General features: G+C 67.2%; 13 protein-coding genes. 2 read left to right on the forward strand and 11 right to left on the reverse strand.

Translation table 11 applies throughout. The features are described from left to right. Positions 1-73 precede the first annotated feature (73 nt). The 6 genes from hemC to ABE546_RS05705 all read right to left on the reverse strand — a co-directional run bounded on the left by hemC (position 74) and on the right by ABE546_RS05705 (position 6,127). Complete coding sequence (hemC, locus tag ABE546_RS05680) at positions 74-985, reverse strand: hydroxymethylbilane synthase (RefSeq protein ID WP_346462917.1); 912 nt, start codon at positions 983-985, stop codon at positions 74-76. A gap of 55 nt (positions 986-1,040) precedes the next feature. Next, on the reverse strand, positions 1,041-1,769 hold the full coding sequence (locus tag ABE546_RS05685) for a LytTR family DNA-binding domain-containing protein (protein WP_313219529.1): 729 nt from the start codon (positions 1,767-1,769) through the stop codon (positions 1,041-1,043). Between the two features lie 10 nt (positions 1,770-1,779). Next, entirely contained in the window at positions 1,780-2,826 is a 1,047-nt protein-coding gene (locus ABE546_RS05690) for a histidine kinase (protein ID WP_313219528.1), read from the reverse strand. A gap of 4 nt (positions 2,827-2,830) precedes the next feature. Next, positions 2,831-3,496 (reverse strand): dienelactone hydrolase family protein, encoded by a 666-nt coding sequence (locus tag ABE546_RS05695; protein ID WP_282257418.1) that lies wholly within the window; start codon positions 3,494-3,496, stop codon positions 2,831-2,833. 73 nt (positions 3,497-3,569) lie between these two features. Beyond that, positions 3,570-5,477 carry a glucans biosynthesis glucosyltransferase MdoH gene (gene mdoH, locus ABE546_RS05700; RefSeq protein ID WP_313209087.1) on the reverse strand — a complete coding sequence of 636 codons (1,908 nt, stop codon included), beginning with the start codon at positions 5,475-5,477 and terminating at the stop codon, positions 3,570-3,572. Between the two features lie 470 nt (positions 5,478-5,947). Next, entirely contained in the window at positions 5,948-6,127 is a 180-nt protein-coding gene (locus tag ABE546_RS05705; RefSeq protein ID WP_313209086.1) for a hypothetical protein, read from the reverse strand. Positions 6,128-6,321: 194 nt separating this feature from the next. On the opposite strand from ABE546_RS05705, the gene ABE546_RS05710 reads away from it, so the two are divergent. Beyond that, a complete protein-coding gene (locus ABE546_RS05710) occupies positions 6,322-6,711 on the forward strand; it encodes a DUF2628 domain-containing protein (protein WP_313209085.1) in 390 nt (129 codons plus the stop codon). 144 nt (positions 6,712-6,855) lie between these two features. Here ABE546_RS05710 and arcD read toward each other — a convergent pair whose 3' ends face one another. The 4 genes from arcD to ABE546_RS05730 form a co-directional block, all read right to left on the reverse strand. Next, positions 6,856-8,280: an arginine-ornithine antiporter gene (gene arcD, locus ABE546_RS05715; RefSeq protein ID WP_313209084.1), complete on the reverse strand. Its 1,425-nt coding sequence runs from the start codon at positions 8,278-8,280 to the stop codon at positions 6,856-6,858. Between the two features lie 108 nt (positions 8,281-8,388). Then, positions 8,389-10,980, reverse strand: a complete 2,592-nt coding sequence (locus tag ABE546_RS05720) for a methyl-accepting chemotaxis protein (protein ID WP_346462918.1) — start codon at positions 10,978-10,980, stop codon at positions 8,389-8,391. Positions 10,981-11,224: 244 nt separating this feature from the next. Beyond that, positions 11,225-12,691, reverse strand: coding sequence for a SulP family inorganic anion transporter (locus ABE546_RS05725; RefSeq protein WP_346462919.1), 1,467 nt, complete (start codon positions 12,689-12,691; stop codon positions 11,225-11,227). Between the two features lie 176 nt (positions 12,692-12,867). After that, complete coding sequence (locus tag ABE546_RS05730) at positions 12,868-13,764, reverse strand: AraC family transcriptional regulator (protein WP_346462920.1); 897 nt, start codon at positions 13,762-13,764, stop codon at positions 12,868-12,870. Between the two features lie 121 nt (positions 13,765-13,885). Here ABE546_RS05730 and ABE546_RS05735 point away from each other — a divergent pair, with 121 nt between their 5' ends. Continuing rightward, the gene (locus ABE546_RS05735) at positions 13,886-16,087 is read left to right on the forward strand and encodes a TonB-dependent receptor (protein WP_346462921.1); all 2,202 of its coding nucleotides are present in this window, start codon (positions 13,886-13,888) and stop codon (positions 16,085-16,087) included. A 29-nt stretch (positions 16,088-16,116) separates the two neighbouring features. Here ABE546_RS05735 and ABE546_RS05740 read toward each other — a convergent pair whose 3' ends face one another. Next, positions 16,117-17,154 carry a DUF5694 domain-containing protein gene (locus tag ABE546_RS05740; RefSeq protein WP_346462992.1) on the reverse strand — a complete coding sequence of 346 codons (1,038 nt, stop codon included), beginning with the start codon at positions 17,152-17,154 and terminating at the stop codon, positions 16,117-16,119. Positions 17,155-17,298: the final 144 nt, after the last annotated feature.

Consider the following 17,298-nt stretch of genomic DNA (forward strand, 5'->3'; position numbering starts at 1 on the left):
GTCTGGGTTGGGGGGGGGTGGGGGGGATTGGGGGGCCGGCTGTGTGTCGGGGTACGGCCCCCCCCCCCGGCCACTACACCGCGAGCAGTTCCCCGGCACCGGCATCCAGCAGGCCACGCGCCACGCGCTGGCCCAGCGTCTCCGGATCACTGGCCGGGCCACGCGCTTCCGCGCGCACGATGCGGCCATCGGCGACCCCGCCGACCAGGCCCTGCAGGAACAGGTTCTCGCCTTCCCATTGCGCGAACCCGGCCACCGGCACGTGGCAACTGCCGTGCAGTGCACGGTTCATGGCGCGCTCGGCTTCCACGCAGGCACGTGTGTCTGCATCGTCCAGCGCCGCGAACAGGCCCATCACCGCCGCGTCCTCACCGTTGCATTCCACCGTCACCGCGCCCTGCGCCGGGGCCGGCAACCAGTCCGGTGCCGCCAGGCGCGCCACGATGCGGTGGCCCAGGCCGAGCCGCTCCAGCCCCGCCACGGCCAGCACGATCGCGTCGTAGCCGCCGTTGTCCAGCTTGGCCAGGCGCGTGTTGACGTTGCCGCGCAGGTCCTGCAGCTCCAGGTCCGGGCGCAGCGCGCGCAGCTGGGCCTGGCGGCGCAGCGACGAGGTGCCTACCCGCGCGCCGATCGGCAGCGCGTCCAGCGAGGCGTACAGATTGGAGATGAAACCATCGGCCGCGTCATGACGGGTCAGCATCGCCGGCAGCGCGAACGGCGCGTCCAGCTCCATCGGCACGTCCTTGAGCGAGTGCACGGCACAGTCCGCTTCGCCACGCAGCATGGCCAGTTCCAGTTCCTTCAGGAACAGGCCCTTGCCGCCGATCGCGGCGAGCGAACGATCCAGCACCTCGTCGCCGCGCGTGCTCATCGGGACCAGCACCACGTCCAGACCGGGATGCGCCTGGCGCAGGCGGTCGGCAACATATTCGCTCTGCCACAGGGCAAGCGGGCTCTTTCGGGTGGCGATGCGCAGGGTCTTCATGGCGCCATTATCGACGCACAGGGGCGTATCGACCAACGGTCGGGCGCACCCGCACTTAGAGGTACTTGAGATCCTGCTTGAGGCTGGCCACGCAACGGCGGCTGACTTCCAGCGGCCCGTGGCCATGCCGCAATACCGCCTGGACCTGGCCTGCGCCATTTCGTCGCAGCTCGACCAGTTCGTGCCGGGCAACCAGGCAATTGCGGTGGATGCGCACGAAGCGGTTGCCGAATTCCTCTTCCAGCGACTTCAGCGACTCTTCCAGCAGGTCTTCGCCGCGGGCGTGGTGCACCACGACGTATTTTTCTTCGGCCTGCAGGTAGTGGATGTCCTCGACCGGGATCAGCCGCAGGCTGCCGCGCAGGCGCGCGCACAGCAGGGTACGCGCCTGCTGGCTGGCGGCGGTCGCCGGGCCACTGCGGCCGGCGAGGAAGGTGCGCGCACGCTCCAGCGCGGCCGCCAGGCGCTCGGGGCGCACCGGTTTCATCAGGTAGTCGATGGCGGCCGCCTCGAACGCGGACAGCGCATGCGCGTCGTATGCGGTGCAGAACACCACCGCCGGGCGTGGCTCGAAGGTGGCCAGATGGCGCGCGGCTTCCAGCCCGTCCAGGCCGGGCATGGCGATGTCGAGCAGGACCAGGTCCGGTTGCAGCTCGGCGCAGGCGTGCAGCGCCTGTTCGCCGTTCTCGGCCTCGGCCACCACCTCGATGCCGGCCTGGTCAGCGAGCAGGGAGCGCAGGCGCTCGCGGGCCAGCGGTTCGTCGTCGGCGATCACCACCTTCAAGACAGTTTCCTCACTGGACCGGGACCGTGATTTCGCAAGCATAGTAGCCGTCGGCCCACGCCCCCGTCATCCGGGCGGCCGGGCCGAAGCGCCAGGCCAGGCGATGGGCAATGTTGCGTTGTGCATGCCCGGCCCCCTGCAGGAGCGGCAGCCCGCGCGTGGCCGGATCCGGCGCCGGGTTGCGCACGCGGATGCGCAGATTCGTGCCGTCACTGGACAGTGCAAGCACGATCGTGCCGCCCGCGGGCACCCGCGAGATGCCATGAAGTACGGCATTTTCGACCAGCGGCTGCAGTACCAGCCGCGGCATCGGCAACGACCAAGGCAGCGGCTCGTCGCGCAGCCAGATCACTTTCAGGCGTTCGCCCAGCCGTAGCGATTCGATCGAGAGATAGCGCTCGGCCAGTTCGCACTCGGCCTGCAGGGTGGAATCGCCATCGCCGGCACCGAGCGCGGCGCGGAAAAGATCGGACAGATCCAGCACCGCGCGCTCGGCCACCTCCGGATCACGCCGCAGCAGGCTGGCGATCAGGTTCATGCTGTTGAACAGGAAGTGCGGCCGGATCCGCGCCTGCAATGCATCGGCCTGGGCCCGTGCGTTGGCCAGCATCTGCGCGCTGCCGCGGTCGCTGACGTAGAAGTAGCGCAGCGCCAGGGCAGTGATCAGCGCGGTGATCGCCGCACTGCCCAACGTGAACCGCCAGAAGCCGACCGCCTGGGCAAAGCTGCTGCCGCCGAGCACGCCGTACAGCGCATGCACGATCGCCGCGCACGCACCGGCGATCAGCCCGGTCATCAGCACCACCAGCACCATGCCCGGCACTTCGGGCAGGCGCGAGAGCACCGCGCGCACGCTGCACAGGCTGACCGTCACTGCCAGCGCCAGCCACAACGCGAAGCCGCTGGCGGACAGGAAGTCCGGCAGCGTCCAGTGGCGACTGCCATCGGGGGCCAGCGCCACTACGACAACCACCAGCTCGGCCAACCCCAGCATTGCCGCCAGGCGCGGCAGGCGGCACAGCTCGGGCAACCAGGACTGCTGGCGCGGGTCGCTCATGGCGTCAGGCGGCGAAGCGCGCCTCGAGCCAGTCGCCCAGCGCCTGCAGCTCCTCGGCGCAGACCTGGTGGGCCATCGTGTAGGTGTGCCACTGCACCGGCAGGCCGAGCGCGCTCAGCGTCTGCGCGGTGTGCTCGGCGATCGCTACCGGGATCACCGGATCCTGGGTGCCATGGGCCATGAACACCGGCACGCTGATGGCATCGGCCACGCGCGCGGCAGCCGCCTTGGCCGGATCCGGCAGATAGGTCGACAGTGCGATCAGCCCGGCCAGCGGACGGGTGCGACGCAGCAGCGCGCTGAGGATCACCGCCCCGCCCTGCGAGAAGCCGGCCAGCAGGATCCGTTCGGCCGGAATGCCGCGGGCGACCTCGCGCTCGATCAGCAGTTCCAGTTCCACGATCGAGGCGTCCACCCCGGCGCTGTCCGCGCGCGAACGGAAATCCATGCTGACGATGTCATACCAGGCGCGCATCGGCACGCCGTTGTTGATCGTGATCGGCTGCACCGGCGCATGCGGGAACACGAAGCGGATCGCCGGCCAGTGCGGGCGCACCAGTTCGGGCACGATCGGGGCGAAGTCATGGCCATCGGCACCCAGGCCATGCAGCCACAGCACCGACCACTGCGGGTCGGCGCCGGTTTCGTTTTCCACGGTATCCAGCATCAGGCGGCTCCAGTACGTTCAAGCCGCATTATGACCGCGGCCCACCGCAATGGGGGCGATGCCTGGATGGCCGTGATCAGCCGGCGGGATGTGCCTCGGCCGCAGCACGGCGCAGCTCGGCCGCGCGCACCAGCACCTTCGGCGGGGCCGATTCTTCCGGGATTTCCATCAGGCCCAACCGGTGCATCCAGACGCCAGCGGTGCGCGAGGAGGTGAAGCCCACCACCGGAATCGCCAGCACCATGCCGATCACCACCGGTGCCATCCATGCGGCCAGCGAGGGCGAGACCGCATAGGCCAGCGCGCCCATGAACAGGCCGAACACACTCAGCCCGCCGTAGCCACGCGTCAGCGCCAACCAGGACACGCCGCCATCGTCGCGCTGCTGCGCGTCCCAGCCCGAGTCCTTGCCGGCCAGCACTTCGGCCACACCGCGCGACTGCACGTACATCACCACCGGCGCCATCAGCGCGGCGAGGATGGTTTCCAGCAGCATCGAGATGAACGCGCGGATCGTGCCACCGCAGCCACGGCGTTCAACCGGCTCCAGCAGCATCGCCAGATAGCCGAGCACCTTGGGCGAAAGCAGCACCACCATGGTGATGGCGAACATGCGGATAACCTGGGTCTCGTCCTGGTGGCGCCAGTACACGCCGGGCGAGAGATGCAGCACTTCATTGAGGTCGATGCCGCCCTGGAACAGCGGGATCGCAATGCCGATCAACATCAGCATCGCCCACATCGGCGCAGTGAAGTAGTGCCCGATGCCGACCAGCATGTGCATGCGGCTGACCCAATGCAGGCCCTTGGAACCGACCACCTTGGCGTGCTGCAGGTTGCCCTGGCACCAGCGACGATCGCGCACCAGCAGGTCGGTCAGGGTGGGGGGGCCTTCCTCGTAGCTGCCTTTCAGGTACGGCACCATGTGGGTGGCCCAGCCGCCGCGGCGCATCAGGGCGGCCTCGACGAAATCGTGGCTGAGCACATGCCCACCAAACGGCTCCTTGCCCGGCAGCGACGGCAGGCCGGCCTGCTCGGCGAAGGCCTGGGTGCGGATGATGGCGTTGTGGCCCCAGTAGTTGCTCTCCGCGCCATGCCACCACGCCACGCCGCGGCCGATCACCGGGCCGTACACGCGGCCACCGAACTGCTGCATGCGGGCAAACAGCGTGCGCCCGCCGACCACCGCCGGCAGGGTCTGGATCAGCCCCACATCCGGGTTGTGCTCCATGCCGGCGACCAGGCGCACGATGGTGTCGCCGGTCATCAGGCTGTCGGCGTCCAGGATCAGCATCTGCGGATAGGCGCCACCGAAACGGCGGACCCAGTCGGCGATGTTGCCGGCCTTGCGGCCACCGTTGTCGCCGCGGCGACGATAGAAGATGCGGTCATGGCCGCCCACCGCGTCGCACAGGGCGTGGAAGGCCGCTTCCTCGGCCTGGCCGATGTCATCGCGCCGGGTATCGCTGAGCACGTAGAAATCGAAATTCGCCAGCTGGCCGGTCTCGGCCACCGACTCGTAGATCGCCTGCAACCCGGCCAGCAACCGGCGCGGATCTTCGTTGTAGGTCGGCATCAGCAGCGCGGTGCGCGTATGCACGGTCGGCAGCGGCGCATCCGGGTCGATGCCGAGCTTGTAGCCCCGATCGAATACCGCGGTCAGGAAGCCGGCCACGGCCCCGGCGAAGGACAACGCGATCCAGGCGAACAGGCCCACGAACAGCACCAGCAGGCAGGCTTCCAGCACACTGATGCCATCAACGGCGAGCACCTTCCACATCATCCGGCTGGCGGCGATGGTCATGGCTGCGGTACCGCCCAGGATGTAGAAACGGCGCAGCCCGATCATCCGCGGCGAGGTGCGCTGGCGCGGAACCTGCAGCTGCCCTTCGCGCAGGGACTGCTCGGGCATCGGCAACGGCGACTCGGCCGGCAACGTCGCCCGGCCGGCATCCAGCAGGGCGTTCAGGGTCTGGGTACTCATGCGCGGTGTCCCTGTGCAGGGCGTGCCAGGCCGGGGGTGCCAAGTGTGGAAAGGGGCATCCTGAGCCCGGCGTACACGATGGCACGCATTCGTCCTGTCGGCGCAGGCCGGAGACCGGCACGCAGCGTATGTCTGTGACTACCGGAACCCACGAACTCTCCAAACCGCTTGAGACGAAAAATGCGGCTCAGTCTATGGCGCGAAATGTAAGGTGCGCGCGAAGGGCGGACCGGGGATTTCTCCGCATTCAGCTTTTGGATCGAGACAAGTGGAGGCCCTCTCGCGGCCAAGGGCGCGCAGGCCCTGTGCCATGGGCTTCTGCCCATTCATCTTGCGGGCGGCGGCGATCAGCCCCCTGCCGCAACGCGGCCGGTCCCCATGGCCTCGGCAGGAGGAAGCGCCGCCAGTGGTGCGCAGTTTTTCGCCCTGGAGGGGGCGGGCCGGCAGCGTTGACGGGGTGCGGCAGCGGCTCAGGCGACGGTAGCGGCGATGGCCAGGTCGGTGTCTACCGGCAGGCGCGACAGCGCGCGGGCGCTCACCTGCGAAAACTGCAGCTGGGCAAGCAGGTGTTGTGCCTGGGTGGCAACCGGGCACGGGGTGATCTGCGGCCCTGCTTGCGGGCGATCGGGGGTCATCACATCAATGGACATGGTCTGGCATCTCGTTGACTTCTCATTACCCGCGGGGCTTCCGGCCGCGCGGATTGCGCACCCTATCGGAAAACCGGGACGAATGTGTGACGGTGCGCGCAGTCCCTGACAGGGGGCGTGCAAAGCGTCGAAAAATTGGCGCTAATCAAGAGCTTGCGGCTATCATGTAATCGTTTTCAACATACAATTCGGATATGGATTCCAACACTGCTTCCCCCTACAGCCCCAAGTGGCAGTTCCGCTTCAACTTCTTCGAACAGCACGGCGCCCCCAATTCGCCGACCTTCAAGGCCGCGTACAAGACGCTGCCGTTCGGCCAGAAGATCAAGGTCAACTTCAACTTGTTCGCCCTGTTCTTCAGCTGGATCTACCTGCTGATCCTGGGCATGTGGCGCAAGGCGCTGACGATCCTGGGCATCACCCTGGTGCTGATGGTCGTCGTGGCCTTCCTGCCGGACGTGGTCGGCCGTGCGATCGGTGTGGCCTGGTCGGTGCTGATCGCGCTGACCACCAACTATTCGTACTACCTTGAAAAGGTAAAGGGCGATACCAGCTGGAACCCCTTCGCCGGCATGCGCTGGTAAGCAGCGCGCAGGCGTGGATGAAGAGCCCGGTCATTGACCGGGCTTTTTTGTGGAGCGTCGGCCGCGGTGTTGAGACACCCATCGATCTGCTGAACGAACCGGAGGCGCGCGGCCATCGGGAGGGCTGAGTCGATCCCGTTGGGCTCACGCCAGGTGTAGATCACCCTGGTACAGACCCCACGCCGCCCAGCCGGCAACGACGATCACGCCCGCCACGATCACCTGCTCCGCCCGGGTGAATATCCGCTGCCCATGCTGGTGCTTGGCGGCCGCGAACATGGCGATGCCCGGTGCGTACAGCAACACCGACATCAGCACCTGTGACAGGCCACCGGCATAGACCAGCCACAGCGCGTATACCGTGGCCAGACCGGCCACCAGCAGATCGCGGACCCGCAGCCCGGGTTGCCCGCCATAGGTTTCCCCGCGTAGCGCCAGCAATGCACCGTAACCGGCCGAGAACAGATAGGGCACCAGGCTCATCGATGCGCCCAGCAGCACCAGGCTGGTGTAGGTGCCGGCACTGAACAGGGTGATGATCAGAAACAACTGGATCAGCCCGTTGGTGAGCCACAGCGCGTTGGCGGGAACCTGTCGTGCGTTCTCGCGCCCGAGGAACGCCGGCATCGTGCCATCCCCCGCCGCCGCATACAGCACTTCGGCGCACAGCAGCACCCATGCCAGCAATGCCCCCAGCACCGAGACGATCATGCCGATGATGATCAACGTGGCGCCCCAGGGCCCGACGATGGCCTCCAGCACGAAGGCCATCGAGGGATTGCGCGCCTGTGCCAGGGCTTCCTGGCGCAGCACGCCCATCGACAACAGGTTGACCAGCATCAGCAGCGCAAGCACGCACACAAACCCGATGATCGTCGCGCGCCCGACATCCGAACGCCTGGCCGCGCGCCGCGAGTAGATGCTGGCACCCTCGATGCCGATGAACACCCAGACCGTGATCAGCATCATGCCCCGCAGCTGCTCACCCAGGCTGCCCAGTTCGGCCGTGCCCCAGAACTCGCCGGTGAAGATATCGGCCTTGAAGCCCACGGCGGCGATGATCAGAAACACCACGATCGGCACGATCTTGGCGACGGTGACGACCGCATTCACCAAGGCGGCCTGGCGGATGCCACGCAGGATCATTGCGTGCATCGCCCACAGCAGCACGGAGGCGCATGCCACCGCCTGCCAGGTATTGCCCTCGCCGAAGGCCGGCACGAAATAGCCCAGGCCGCTGAAGATCAGCACGAAGTAGCTGACGTTGCCGAGCAGCGAGCAGACCCAGTAGCCCCACGCCGCGGAAAAGCCGATGTAATCGCCGAACCCGGCGCGCGCGTACGCGTAGATACCGGTATCCAGCTCGGGCTTGCGGTTGGCCAGATTCTGGAACACGAAGGCCAGCATCAACATGCCCAGGCCACTGATCATCCAGCCGATCAAGGCCACACCCGGGCCGGCGCTGCGCGCGATGTTCTGTGGCAGTGAGAAGATGCCGGCGCCGATCATCGATCCGACCACCAGGGCAGTCAACGCGGTCAGGCCGAGCCGGTCGGAACGAGAGGTCATGTGCTCACCATCGGCAAACAGAATAGCGCCGATTACCAATGCCCGGCGGTGAGCACCGGGTGAACCGGCCCTGCCGGCGCGCCGTTGGCACCGGCGCGCCGGTCCGGATCAGAAGGTCTGCCAGTCCTCGCCGACCACTGCTGCTGCGGGCACGCGCGCAGCGGTCCGCGCGGGCGTGGCACGACGCGCCGGTGTGCCCGCCGCCGCACTGGCCTGCAGGCGGAAGATCGCCACCGCCGTGCCCAGCTGCTGCGCCTGCTCTTCCATCGCACGCGCGGCCGCCGTCGCTTCCTCCACCAGCGCGGCATTCTGCTGGGTGGTCTCGTCCATCTGGGTGATGGTCTGGTTGACCTGTTCGATACCGGCGGACTGCTCCTTCGAAGCTGCCGAGATCTCGGCCATGATGTCGTTGACCCGGCGCACGCCGGTGACGATCTCTTCCATCGTGCGGCCGGCGGTCTGCACCAGGGCCGAGCCCGCGCTGACCTGAGTGACCGAGTCGTCGATCAAGGTCTTGATTTCCTTGGCTGCCCCGGCGGAGCGCTGCGCCAGTGCGCGGACTTCCGTGGCCACCACCGCGAAACCGCGGCCCTGTTCGCCGGCACGCGCGGCTTCCACCGCAGCGTTCAGCGCCAGGATGTTGGTCTGGAACGCGATGCCGTCGATCACCGAGATGATCTCGGCGATGCGCTTGGACGAGGCCTCGATGCCCGCCATGGTGGTCACCACCTGGCCGACCACCACACCGCCCTGCGAAGCCACCTCGGCAGCGCCGGCGGCGAGCTGGTTGGCCTGCACCGCGTGGTCGGCATTCTGGCGAACCGTGGAGGTGAGTTCCTCCATTGATGCGGCGGTCTCTTCCAGGCTGGCAGCCTGCTGCTCGGTGCGGCGCGACAGGTCGCTGTTGCCCGCGGCGATCTCGCCGGCGGCGAGGTTGATACTGCCGGTGGCCTGCTGGATCCGGCCGACGATGTCGGTCAACTGCGCCACCGTGGTATCGGCATCGTCACGCATCCGGGCGAACACGCCATGGAACTCACCACGCATGCGTGCGGTGAGATCACCCGCGGCGATGGCGCGCAGCAGCGCGGAAATCTGCTGCAGGTTGTCATCGCTGACCTGCATCATGGTGTTGAGGTTTTCCACCATCGCGCGGAAGTCGTGGTCGAAGCGCACCACATCGCCACGCTGGCTGAAATCACCCACCGCCGCCGCCCCGGCCAGATCCCCGATCTGGGTATTGATGGCACGCAGGTTGGCCTTGGTGGTATCCATTGCAGCCGTGAAAGCGGCCTGCTCGCCGGGCAGGCGGTCCATGTCCTGGCTCAGGTCACCGACCGCGTAGCGCTGCATCACCTCGACCAGACGGCGGGTGACTGCGATGTTGGCGCCCACCAGCTGGTTGGTGTCTTCCACCATCTTGCCGTACTCGCCGGGGAAGGTCTGCGCGTCCATGCGGTAACTCAGCTCGCCCGCCTCATGTCGCTGGGCCATCTCACCCTGCGCGGCCATCACTGCGCGCAGCTGGCTGCGCAGGCGCTGCATCGATTCGAGCAGGCGGCCGACTTCGTCATTGCGCGCGGGCGGCAGCGGTGTATCCAGACGCCCCTCGGCCACGTCTGCGGACAGGCGGACGGCATCGGCCAACGGACGGATCGCCTGACGGCGCAGCAGCACGTACACGCTGCCGCTAAGCACCAGTGCCGCGCCCAGGCCAACGGCCAGGATGATCCACAGCAGCGCACGTGCCTGCGCGGTGATCAGCGCATGCGGCACGATCACACCCAGCGCGAAATGCTCTTCGCTGCCGCCGATGCGCAGCGGCACGTAGGTCTTCACGTTGCCTGCCGCATCCGGCTCGAAGGCATCAAAGGTCTTGTCTGCCTTGACCGCCGCCAGTACCTGCGTGGTCAGCGCATCCTCGCGACGCTTGCCGATCTCGTTGGCGTCCTTCGCGGCCAGGACGATGCCGCCGGGCGAGATCAGTTCCACATGGCCTTCGCCCATCGGGCGCAGCGCGGCGAGGTGCTTCTGCAATGCGGCCAGGGCGAAGTCCACCGTCACGACCCCGAGGAAGCTGCCGTCATCGATCACCGGGGTGGACAGCGTGGTCATCAGCACCTTCTGACCGCCGATCTCGTAGGTGTAGGGCTCGGCGACGGTCTGCCGCTTGAGCGCCTTCGGCTTGAGATACCAGTCGCCATCGCCGGGCACGTCATAGCCGGTCAGCGCATCCTGCATCGGCGCGCCGTCGTGCCAGGCCCAGTAGCTCATGAACCGGCCGGTATCATCGTGTGCCTCGGCGCCGACGAACTCGGCATCCTTGCCATCGAAGGCGTCGGGTTCCCACAACGTGCCGAAGCCCACCCATTCCGGGTGCACCTGCACCTGCTGGTGGATCACCGCAGACACCGTCGCCCGCGACAGCGTTCCCGCAGCGCGCTGCACCAGCAGGTTCTGCGCCAGCGCCTGGCTGGTGGCGAAAGCACTGGAGAGATCACCACTCACCCGCAGCGCTTCGGCCTGGGCCTCGCTCTGCATGGTGTGGCGGGAGGCATCCACCAGCGACGCGCTGGCTTCGCGATAGCTGATGGCAGCGGTGACACCGAAGCAGAGCATGGCGATCAACGCCGTACCCAGCATCAGTCGGTTGGCGATGCTGCCAGGGCGCTTGGAAGCAGTGGGGCGGGACACGGGCATGGGGGCGGTTCCGGAAAAAGGGCATACCGGCGGGCGCACGCATGCGCCGCCACGGAAACACGCAGTCCATTGCGGGCCGGCACGCGCGCGGTGCAATCACGGCGCGGCCAGCGGGGATCGATGCCACTGCCCTGCCCTGTGCAGATATCGCCTGCCGGCACCGCGACGGCACCGGCCCAGAGAAGGGACTCAGCTGGATAACGGCGTCATGCCAGCGATATTGAGTGCCGAATCCTGACCGTGTTCAGTGAACGCCCGTGCTGCGGTCGCCGTGTCCCAGGCGCTCCACCAGTGTCTGGCTGGCCGCATTGAGTCCAATCACCTCCACCTGCGCCCCGCGTGCGCGCAGTTTGCCGGTCACCCGTTCCAGCGCGCCCACTGCGCTGAGGTCCCAGAAGTGCGCGCCGCTCAGATCGATGGTCACGCGCTCAGGCACATGCAGCAGGTCGAAGGCCGCCGCGAACTGCCCGGCCGAGGCGAAGAACACCTGCCCGCTGACCGTGTAGACCCGGGTGCCATCGGCCGTGTCGGCCTCGGCGATGTCCAGCATCCGGCCCACCTTGCGGGCGAAGAACAGCGCCGACAGCAGCACCCCGGTCAGCACCCCCTTGGCCAGATCGTGCGTGGCCACGGTGACGACCACCGTGCCCAGCATCACCACCGAGGAGCTTTTCGGATGCAGCCGGACCTCGGCGAACGAGCGCCAGTGGAAGGTGCCGATGCTGACCATGATCATCACCGCGACCAGCACGGCCATCGGAATCTGCCGGACCCACTCCGCGCCGTAGACCACCAGCAGCAGCAACAGCACGCCCGCCACCAGGCAGGACAACCGGCCACGGCCGCCGGAGGACACATTGATCACCGACTGCCCGATCATCGCGCAGCCACCCATGCCGCCGAACAGCCCGGCGGTGATGTTGGCCAGGCCCTGCCCAGCGCACTCACGGTTGCGCTGGCTGGGGGTGTCGGTCATGTCTTCCACGATCTGCGCGGTCATCATCGACTCCAGCAGCCCCACCACCGCCAGCGTGGCCGAGACCGGCAGCAGGATGCGCAGGGTCTCCCAGGTGAGCGGCACATCGGGGAGCAGGAAGGTCGGCAGGCTGTCCGGCAGCGCGCCCATGTCGCCGACGGTGCGGATGTCCAGGCCCAGCCAGATCGACAGCCCGGTGAGCACCACGATCGCCACCAGCGGCGAAGGCACCGCGCGGGTCAGCAGCGGCAGCAGGTAGATGATCGCCAGACCGGCCGCGCACACGGCGTACACCGTCCATGGCATCCCGATCAGCTCGGGCAACTGCGCAAGGAAGATCAGGATGGCCAACGCGTTGACGAAGCCGGTGATCACCGAGCGCGAGACGAAGCGCATCAGGGCACCCAGCTTGAGCGCGCCGGCGACGATCTGCAGCAGCCCGGCCAGGATCGTCGCGGCCAGCAGATACTGCAGGCCGTGGTCGCGGACCAGATCGACCATCACCAGCGCCATCGCGCCGGTGGCCGCGGAGATCATGCCCGGCCGGCCGCCGGCGATGGCGGTGACCACCGCGATGCAGAACGAAGCGTACAGACCGACCTTGGGGTCGACCCCGGCAATGATGGAAAACGCGATCGCTTCGGGAATCAGCGCGAGGGCGACCACGGCGCCGGACAGCAGATCACCGCGGATGTTGCCGAGCCATTGCTGGCGCAGCGGATAGGACACAGACATGGACAGACTCCACGCACCGGCGATGCGCACGGCGCGTTGTGTGATGAAGACAAAGCACTCCCTGAGCCAGCGCAAGGGCCGGCGCGTCGTCAACGCGGTATCAGGGTGGCGTCATCACAAGGGTCCTGCCGGGGCAGCGAAAGCGGCGCGCAGGATAGCGCAGTCCTCCGATGGCCTCAAACATGGCCAGCCAGTTCACCTCGCGCGTTGCCTGCCCAGCGCGACGGTGCCTGCCCGGTCACCCGCCGGAACGCCGCGGCGAACTTGCCGGGGTTGGCATAGCCCATCGCCAGGGCGACCTCGGTGACGCTGCGGCCGGCCAGCAGCATCGGCTTGGCCGCTTCCATCCGGCGCCAGGTGAGGTACGCGTAGGGCGTCATGCCGGTCGCCAGCCGGAAGCCACGACTGAAGCCACTGGCTTCCTGCCCGACTTCCTGCGCCATGCGGGCAACGCCCATGTCATCGCCGAGATGGGCATCGATCAGTTCCTGCACGCGCTTGACGTGCGCTGGCGACAACGCGCGTCGCGTCGGGGGCGACGCAACCGGAAGTCCCGCCAACCGCTTCAGCACCAGATCGACACCGTGCTCGAAGAACGCGGCTGAGCCTGCATGCGCTTCAGCGCAGTGCCATAGCGCCCCCATCACCGAGGCGATCACCGGGTCCCCATGCAGCGCCGATGCTGCGCGATGCAGCTGCTCCAAGCGCACGTCGTGCCCCTGCAGATGCCGCGCGTCGATGGCCAGGCCCAGCAGCGCCAGCGCTGGGCTGCGGAATTCGCCCGGGCAGTCCGGCAACACCAGATTGAACGCGCCTGGGCGCCAAGGCTGCGCGATGCGTCCGAGCGCCGTGCGCTGATACAGGGTGCCGCCGCCCGCCGTGAGCAGCCCGATGCGCAACGCACCGCCCTCACCCATCGTGCCCTGCGCCGCGGCGAACGTGTGGCGAAGCATCAGCACCGAGCCGTCGGCATTGCCCACGCACGCGTCCAGCGGACCGCCGCTTTCGGCCGCCACGCGTGCAGCCACGGCAGTCGCTGGCGTGGCAGTGGCAGTGGCAGTGGCGGAGGTCATCAGGTGTCCAGTTCTGGATCCGCCCTGCCGGGAATGGAGCGGCAGCACCTCATTGTTACACAATAACATTCGCAATTCCTCCCCATCACCGTGGTGCGCGCCACCACCCCAGAGGCTCCTCGTGAAACACGCTGTACTTGCCGGCGCCGTGCTCGCCGCGCTTCAGTTGCTGCCCAGTGCGCCCGCCCAGGCCCAGTCCACCCCGGCCGCCAAGGCCACCGAACTGGACGGCATCGTAGTAACCGGCAGCAAACGCGCTACCCCGTACCTCAAGAGCGACATGTCGGTCACCGTGCTCAACCGCGAAGCCCTCAAAGAAGCGCACGTCACCGAGTTCCGCGACCTGGACAAGCTGGCCCCCAACGTGAAGTTCAACGTGATGGGTCAGCTCAGCGACATGTTCATCTCCATCCGCGGCATCGAGTCCAACCCGTTTCTGGTCAACCGGGCCTCGGTCTATATCGATGGCATTCCGTTCCGCGAGCTGAGCAACGCGGTGTTGAACCATGTGGAGTCGGTGGAGATCCTGCGCGGGCCACAGGGCACGCTGTACGGTGCCAACAGCGAATCCGGCCTGGTGCTGGTGCGCACGCGCGCACCGTCGGCCACCACCGAGGGCGAGGTCAATGTCGGGCTGACCTCCTTCAGCAACGGTCATGGCCGCAGCGTGGATGGCTTCCTCGGCGGCGCGCTTGGCAAGAGCGACCGGTTGTTCGGCTCGATGGCGTTCATGGCCTCGGACGAAGACAGCCACCTCAAGAACCTCACGCCGTTCAATGGCGTAAAAGGCAAGGTCAAGGAAACCTACCTGCAGGGCAAACTTCGCTGGGAGCCGACCGATACGCTGGCCATCAATGCGATCGCCTATCACCTGGGCACGCGTGCACCCGGGATGTTCGAGTACGAATATCTGCCGGTGGATGTCGGTCTGTATAACCGCACCTATGGCGATCTCTACAACGGCGGCCGTGGTACCGGTGACTTCACCTACATCAACGATGCGCCAAAGCGCACCACCAAGAATGAAACCGTCGCCGGGACCAGCGCGCAATGGCAATTGTCCGGCGGCACTCTGGATGCGGCCCTGTCCTACCGCCAAGAGGAGGACACCTCCGCCGGCTACGACTTCGACATGACCGCCACGCCCGCCCTCGCCGGGCGCATCTACGACAAGCAGCACAGCTGGAACGGCGAGCTGCGCTTCAGCTCCCCCAGCGATCAGGCCCTGACCTACATCGCCGGCATCTCCACCTACCGGCACCACAAGGACTCCATCCTGGGCACGCTGGTCGGCCCGCCGTTGCGCGGCCTGGGCAGCTATGACCTCGCTCCGCTGCAGGGCTCGGATGGCCAGGACTACAGCGTGTTCGGCACGGCCAGCTACACCCCACCCTCGCTGCCGAAACTGACCGCCAGCGTTGGCCTGCGCCATGAGCAGGCCAAGCGCTCCACCCGCCAGCGCGAAGGCACGCTCGATCTGGGCCCGGGCGGCCTGGTGTTCTATCGCGATGCCGAGCTCGCACACACCTTCACTGCCACGCTGCCACGCGTGTCACTGCGCTACGACGCCAGCGACACGCTCTCGTTCTACGCCGCATCCGCCAAGGGCTACATTCCGGGCGGCTTCAATCTGGCGGCCGCGCAGAGCGACGTCGTCAACGACAAAGTGCTGCGCTACGAATCGGAAATGATGTGGAGCCACGAGCTCGGCTTCAAGATGAACGTGCTCGGCGGGCGCGGGCATATCGGTGGCGCGGTGTTCCACATCACCTCGGACAACTGGCAGGAAATCCAGCTGGCCACCGATGCCAACGGCCGGCCGATCTCCTCCGACTACGTAGGCTCGGATGCGTCCATCCGCTCGCGCGGTGTGGAGCTGGAAGGCGCGCTGGAGGTGCTGCCAGGCCTGACGCTGACCGCCAACGCGGGCTACGTGGACGCCGAGTACCGCAAGCTGTTCGTCGGCGCCAATGGAAGCCTGGCCGGCAACGACGTCAAACTCACTCCGAAGTACACGGCGTATCTTGCCGCACGCTACCAGCACCGCTCCGGGCTGTTCGCGCGCGTGGAGTCATCGTTCAATGGCCGCATGGCGCTGGACGAACGCAATCGCGCCTACCAGCCGGCTGTGGCCATCCTCGGCGTGCAGCTCGGCTATGAAACCGGGCCGTGGAGCACGCGCGTGTACGTCGACAACCTGACCAACAAGCGGCGCATCAACGGGTTGATCTTCGACAACCTGGCGTTCGGCCGTGACGGCAACTACTACGGTCCCATCGACCGCCCGCGCATCGTCGGTGCGGAAGTCGGCTATCGGTTCTGAGGCAGCGTGGAGGGTGCTGCGGCGCCCTCCTACTCCTTGAGAACGTCCTGTGCCTCCACGATATCCACCCCCGAGACCTGCCCCAGCCAGCCATCAAACCAGGGCTTGTGCGAAGCGCCGACGATGGACAGGACGCGGGAACCGGGGTGGTCACGCACAACCTCGAGAATGTTGGCGACCATGCGCAGATTGCGGATTTCCCAGCCCTGCACCCAGATCTGGGGGTAGTGCTGCGGTGACACGGCGGCCAGTGTCGGGCGCACGTTGGACTCGGCGAGCACCTGCAGCGCCGCGGGATCGTTGACGCTGCGATACAGCGAGAGCAGATCGTTGGACGCGATGAAGGCCGCTTCGCGTTCCGTCATGGCATCGAACGTGGGGCCATACCCACTCCACGCCTGCTGGAGCGCCGCGCTGAACGCCTTGCGGTCGGCGATCTGGTGATTGTCACCGGTATGGTCGTCGACGGCGTACACGCGCTGCAGACCGAGCCGCGCGGCCAGGACCGCAGCGATCTGGTAGCTCTCGTTCTTGCGCGTTTGAATCTGCTTGAGCAGCTCGACGAGGCTGCCGTCCAGGCCGTCGCCCGCGCGTCGCTCGGCCACGGGCAGCTGCAGCCACTGCACGTAGGCAGACGCCCGTTCGCCAGCGGCAAGGAACAGGGCGGCCAGTTGGCGACGCTGCGCGGCGGTGGGGGCAGCCGGCCAGGCCGCCAACGTCCTGTTGACCTGTACGATCGCCGCCGGCACCTCCAATCCCGTGGCCGTCTTCGCGGTGTCCGTGCTGGCGCAGTAGTCATCGCCGTAGACCGCCGCATGGCGCTTGGCCAGATCGCACTGCTCGCCGCTGATGGCTTCGATGGTGATGTAGGCGGGCTTGAAGGCCGCCAGCCTGTCCAGCAGCGGATCCAGCGCCTTGGGATCGAAGGCCTCGTGCTCGCTCAGGTGCACGCTGCCCAGCACGAGGACCTCGGTGCGTGGGCCGACCATGTCCTTGTCCAGCGCCGCAAGGTCCACAGCCGCGTACGTAACCGCGGGGAGCAGCGTTACCAGGCAGCCGCACAGCATTGAGTAGCGTCGCTTCATCATCCATGGCCTGAGAGGTGGTTGACGGATGTTTTAGCAAGGCGCCGGTACCGCGACACCTGCCGAATGACACGGGGACCAAAGGCGCCGTGCGGGAGTTCGTTCCGGCTTATGGGCGCCACCACC

Source organism: Stenotrophomonas sp. TWI377, from assembly GCF_039674525.1.
Lineage (GTDB): Bacteria > Pseudomonadota > Gammaproteobacteria > Xanthomonadales > Xanthomonadaceae > Stenotrophomonas.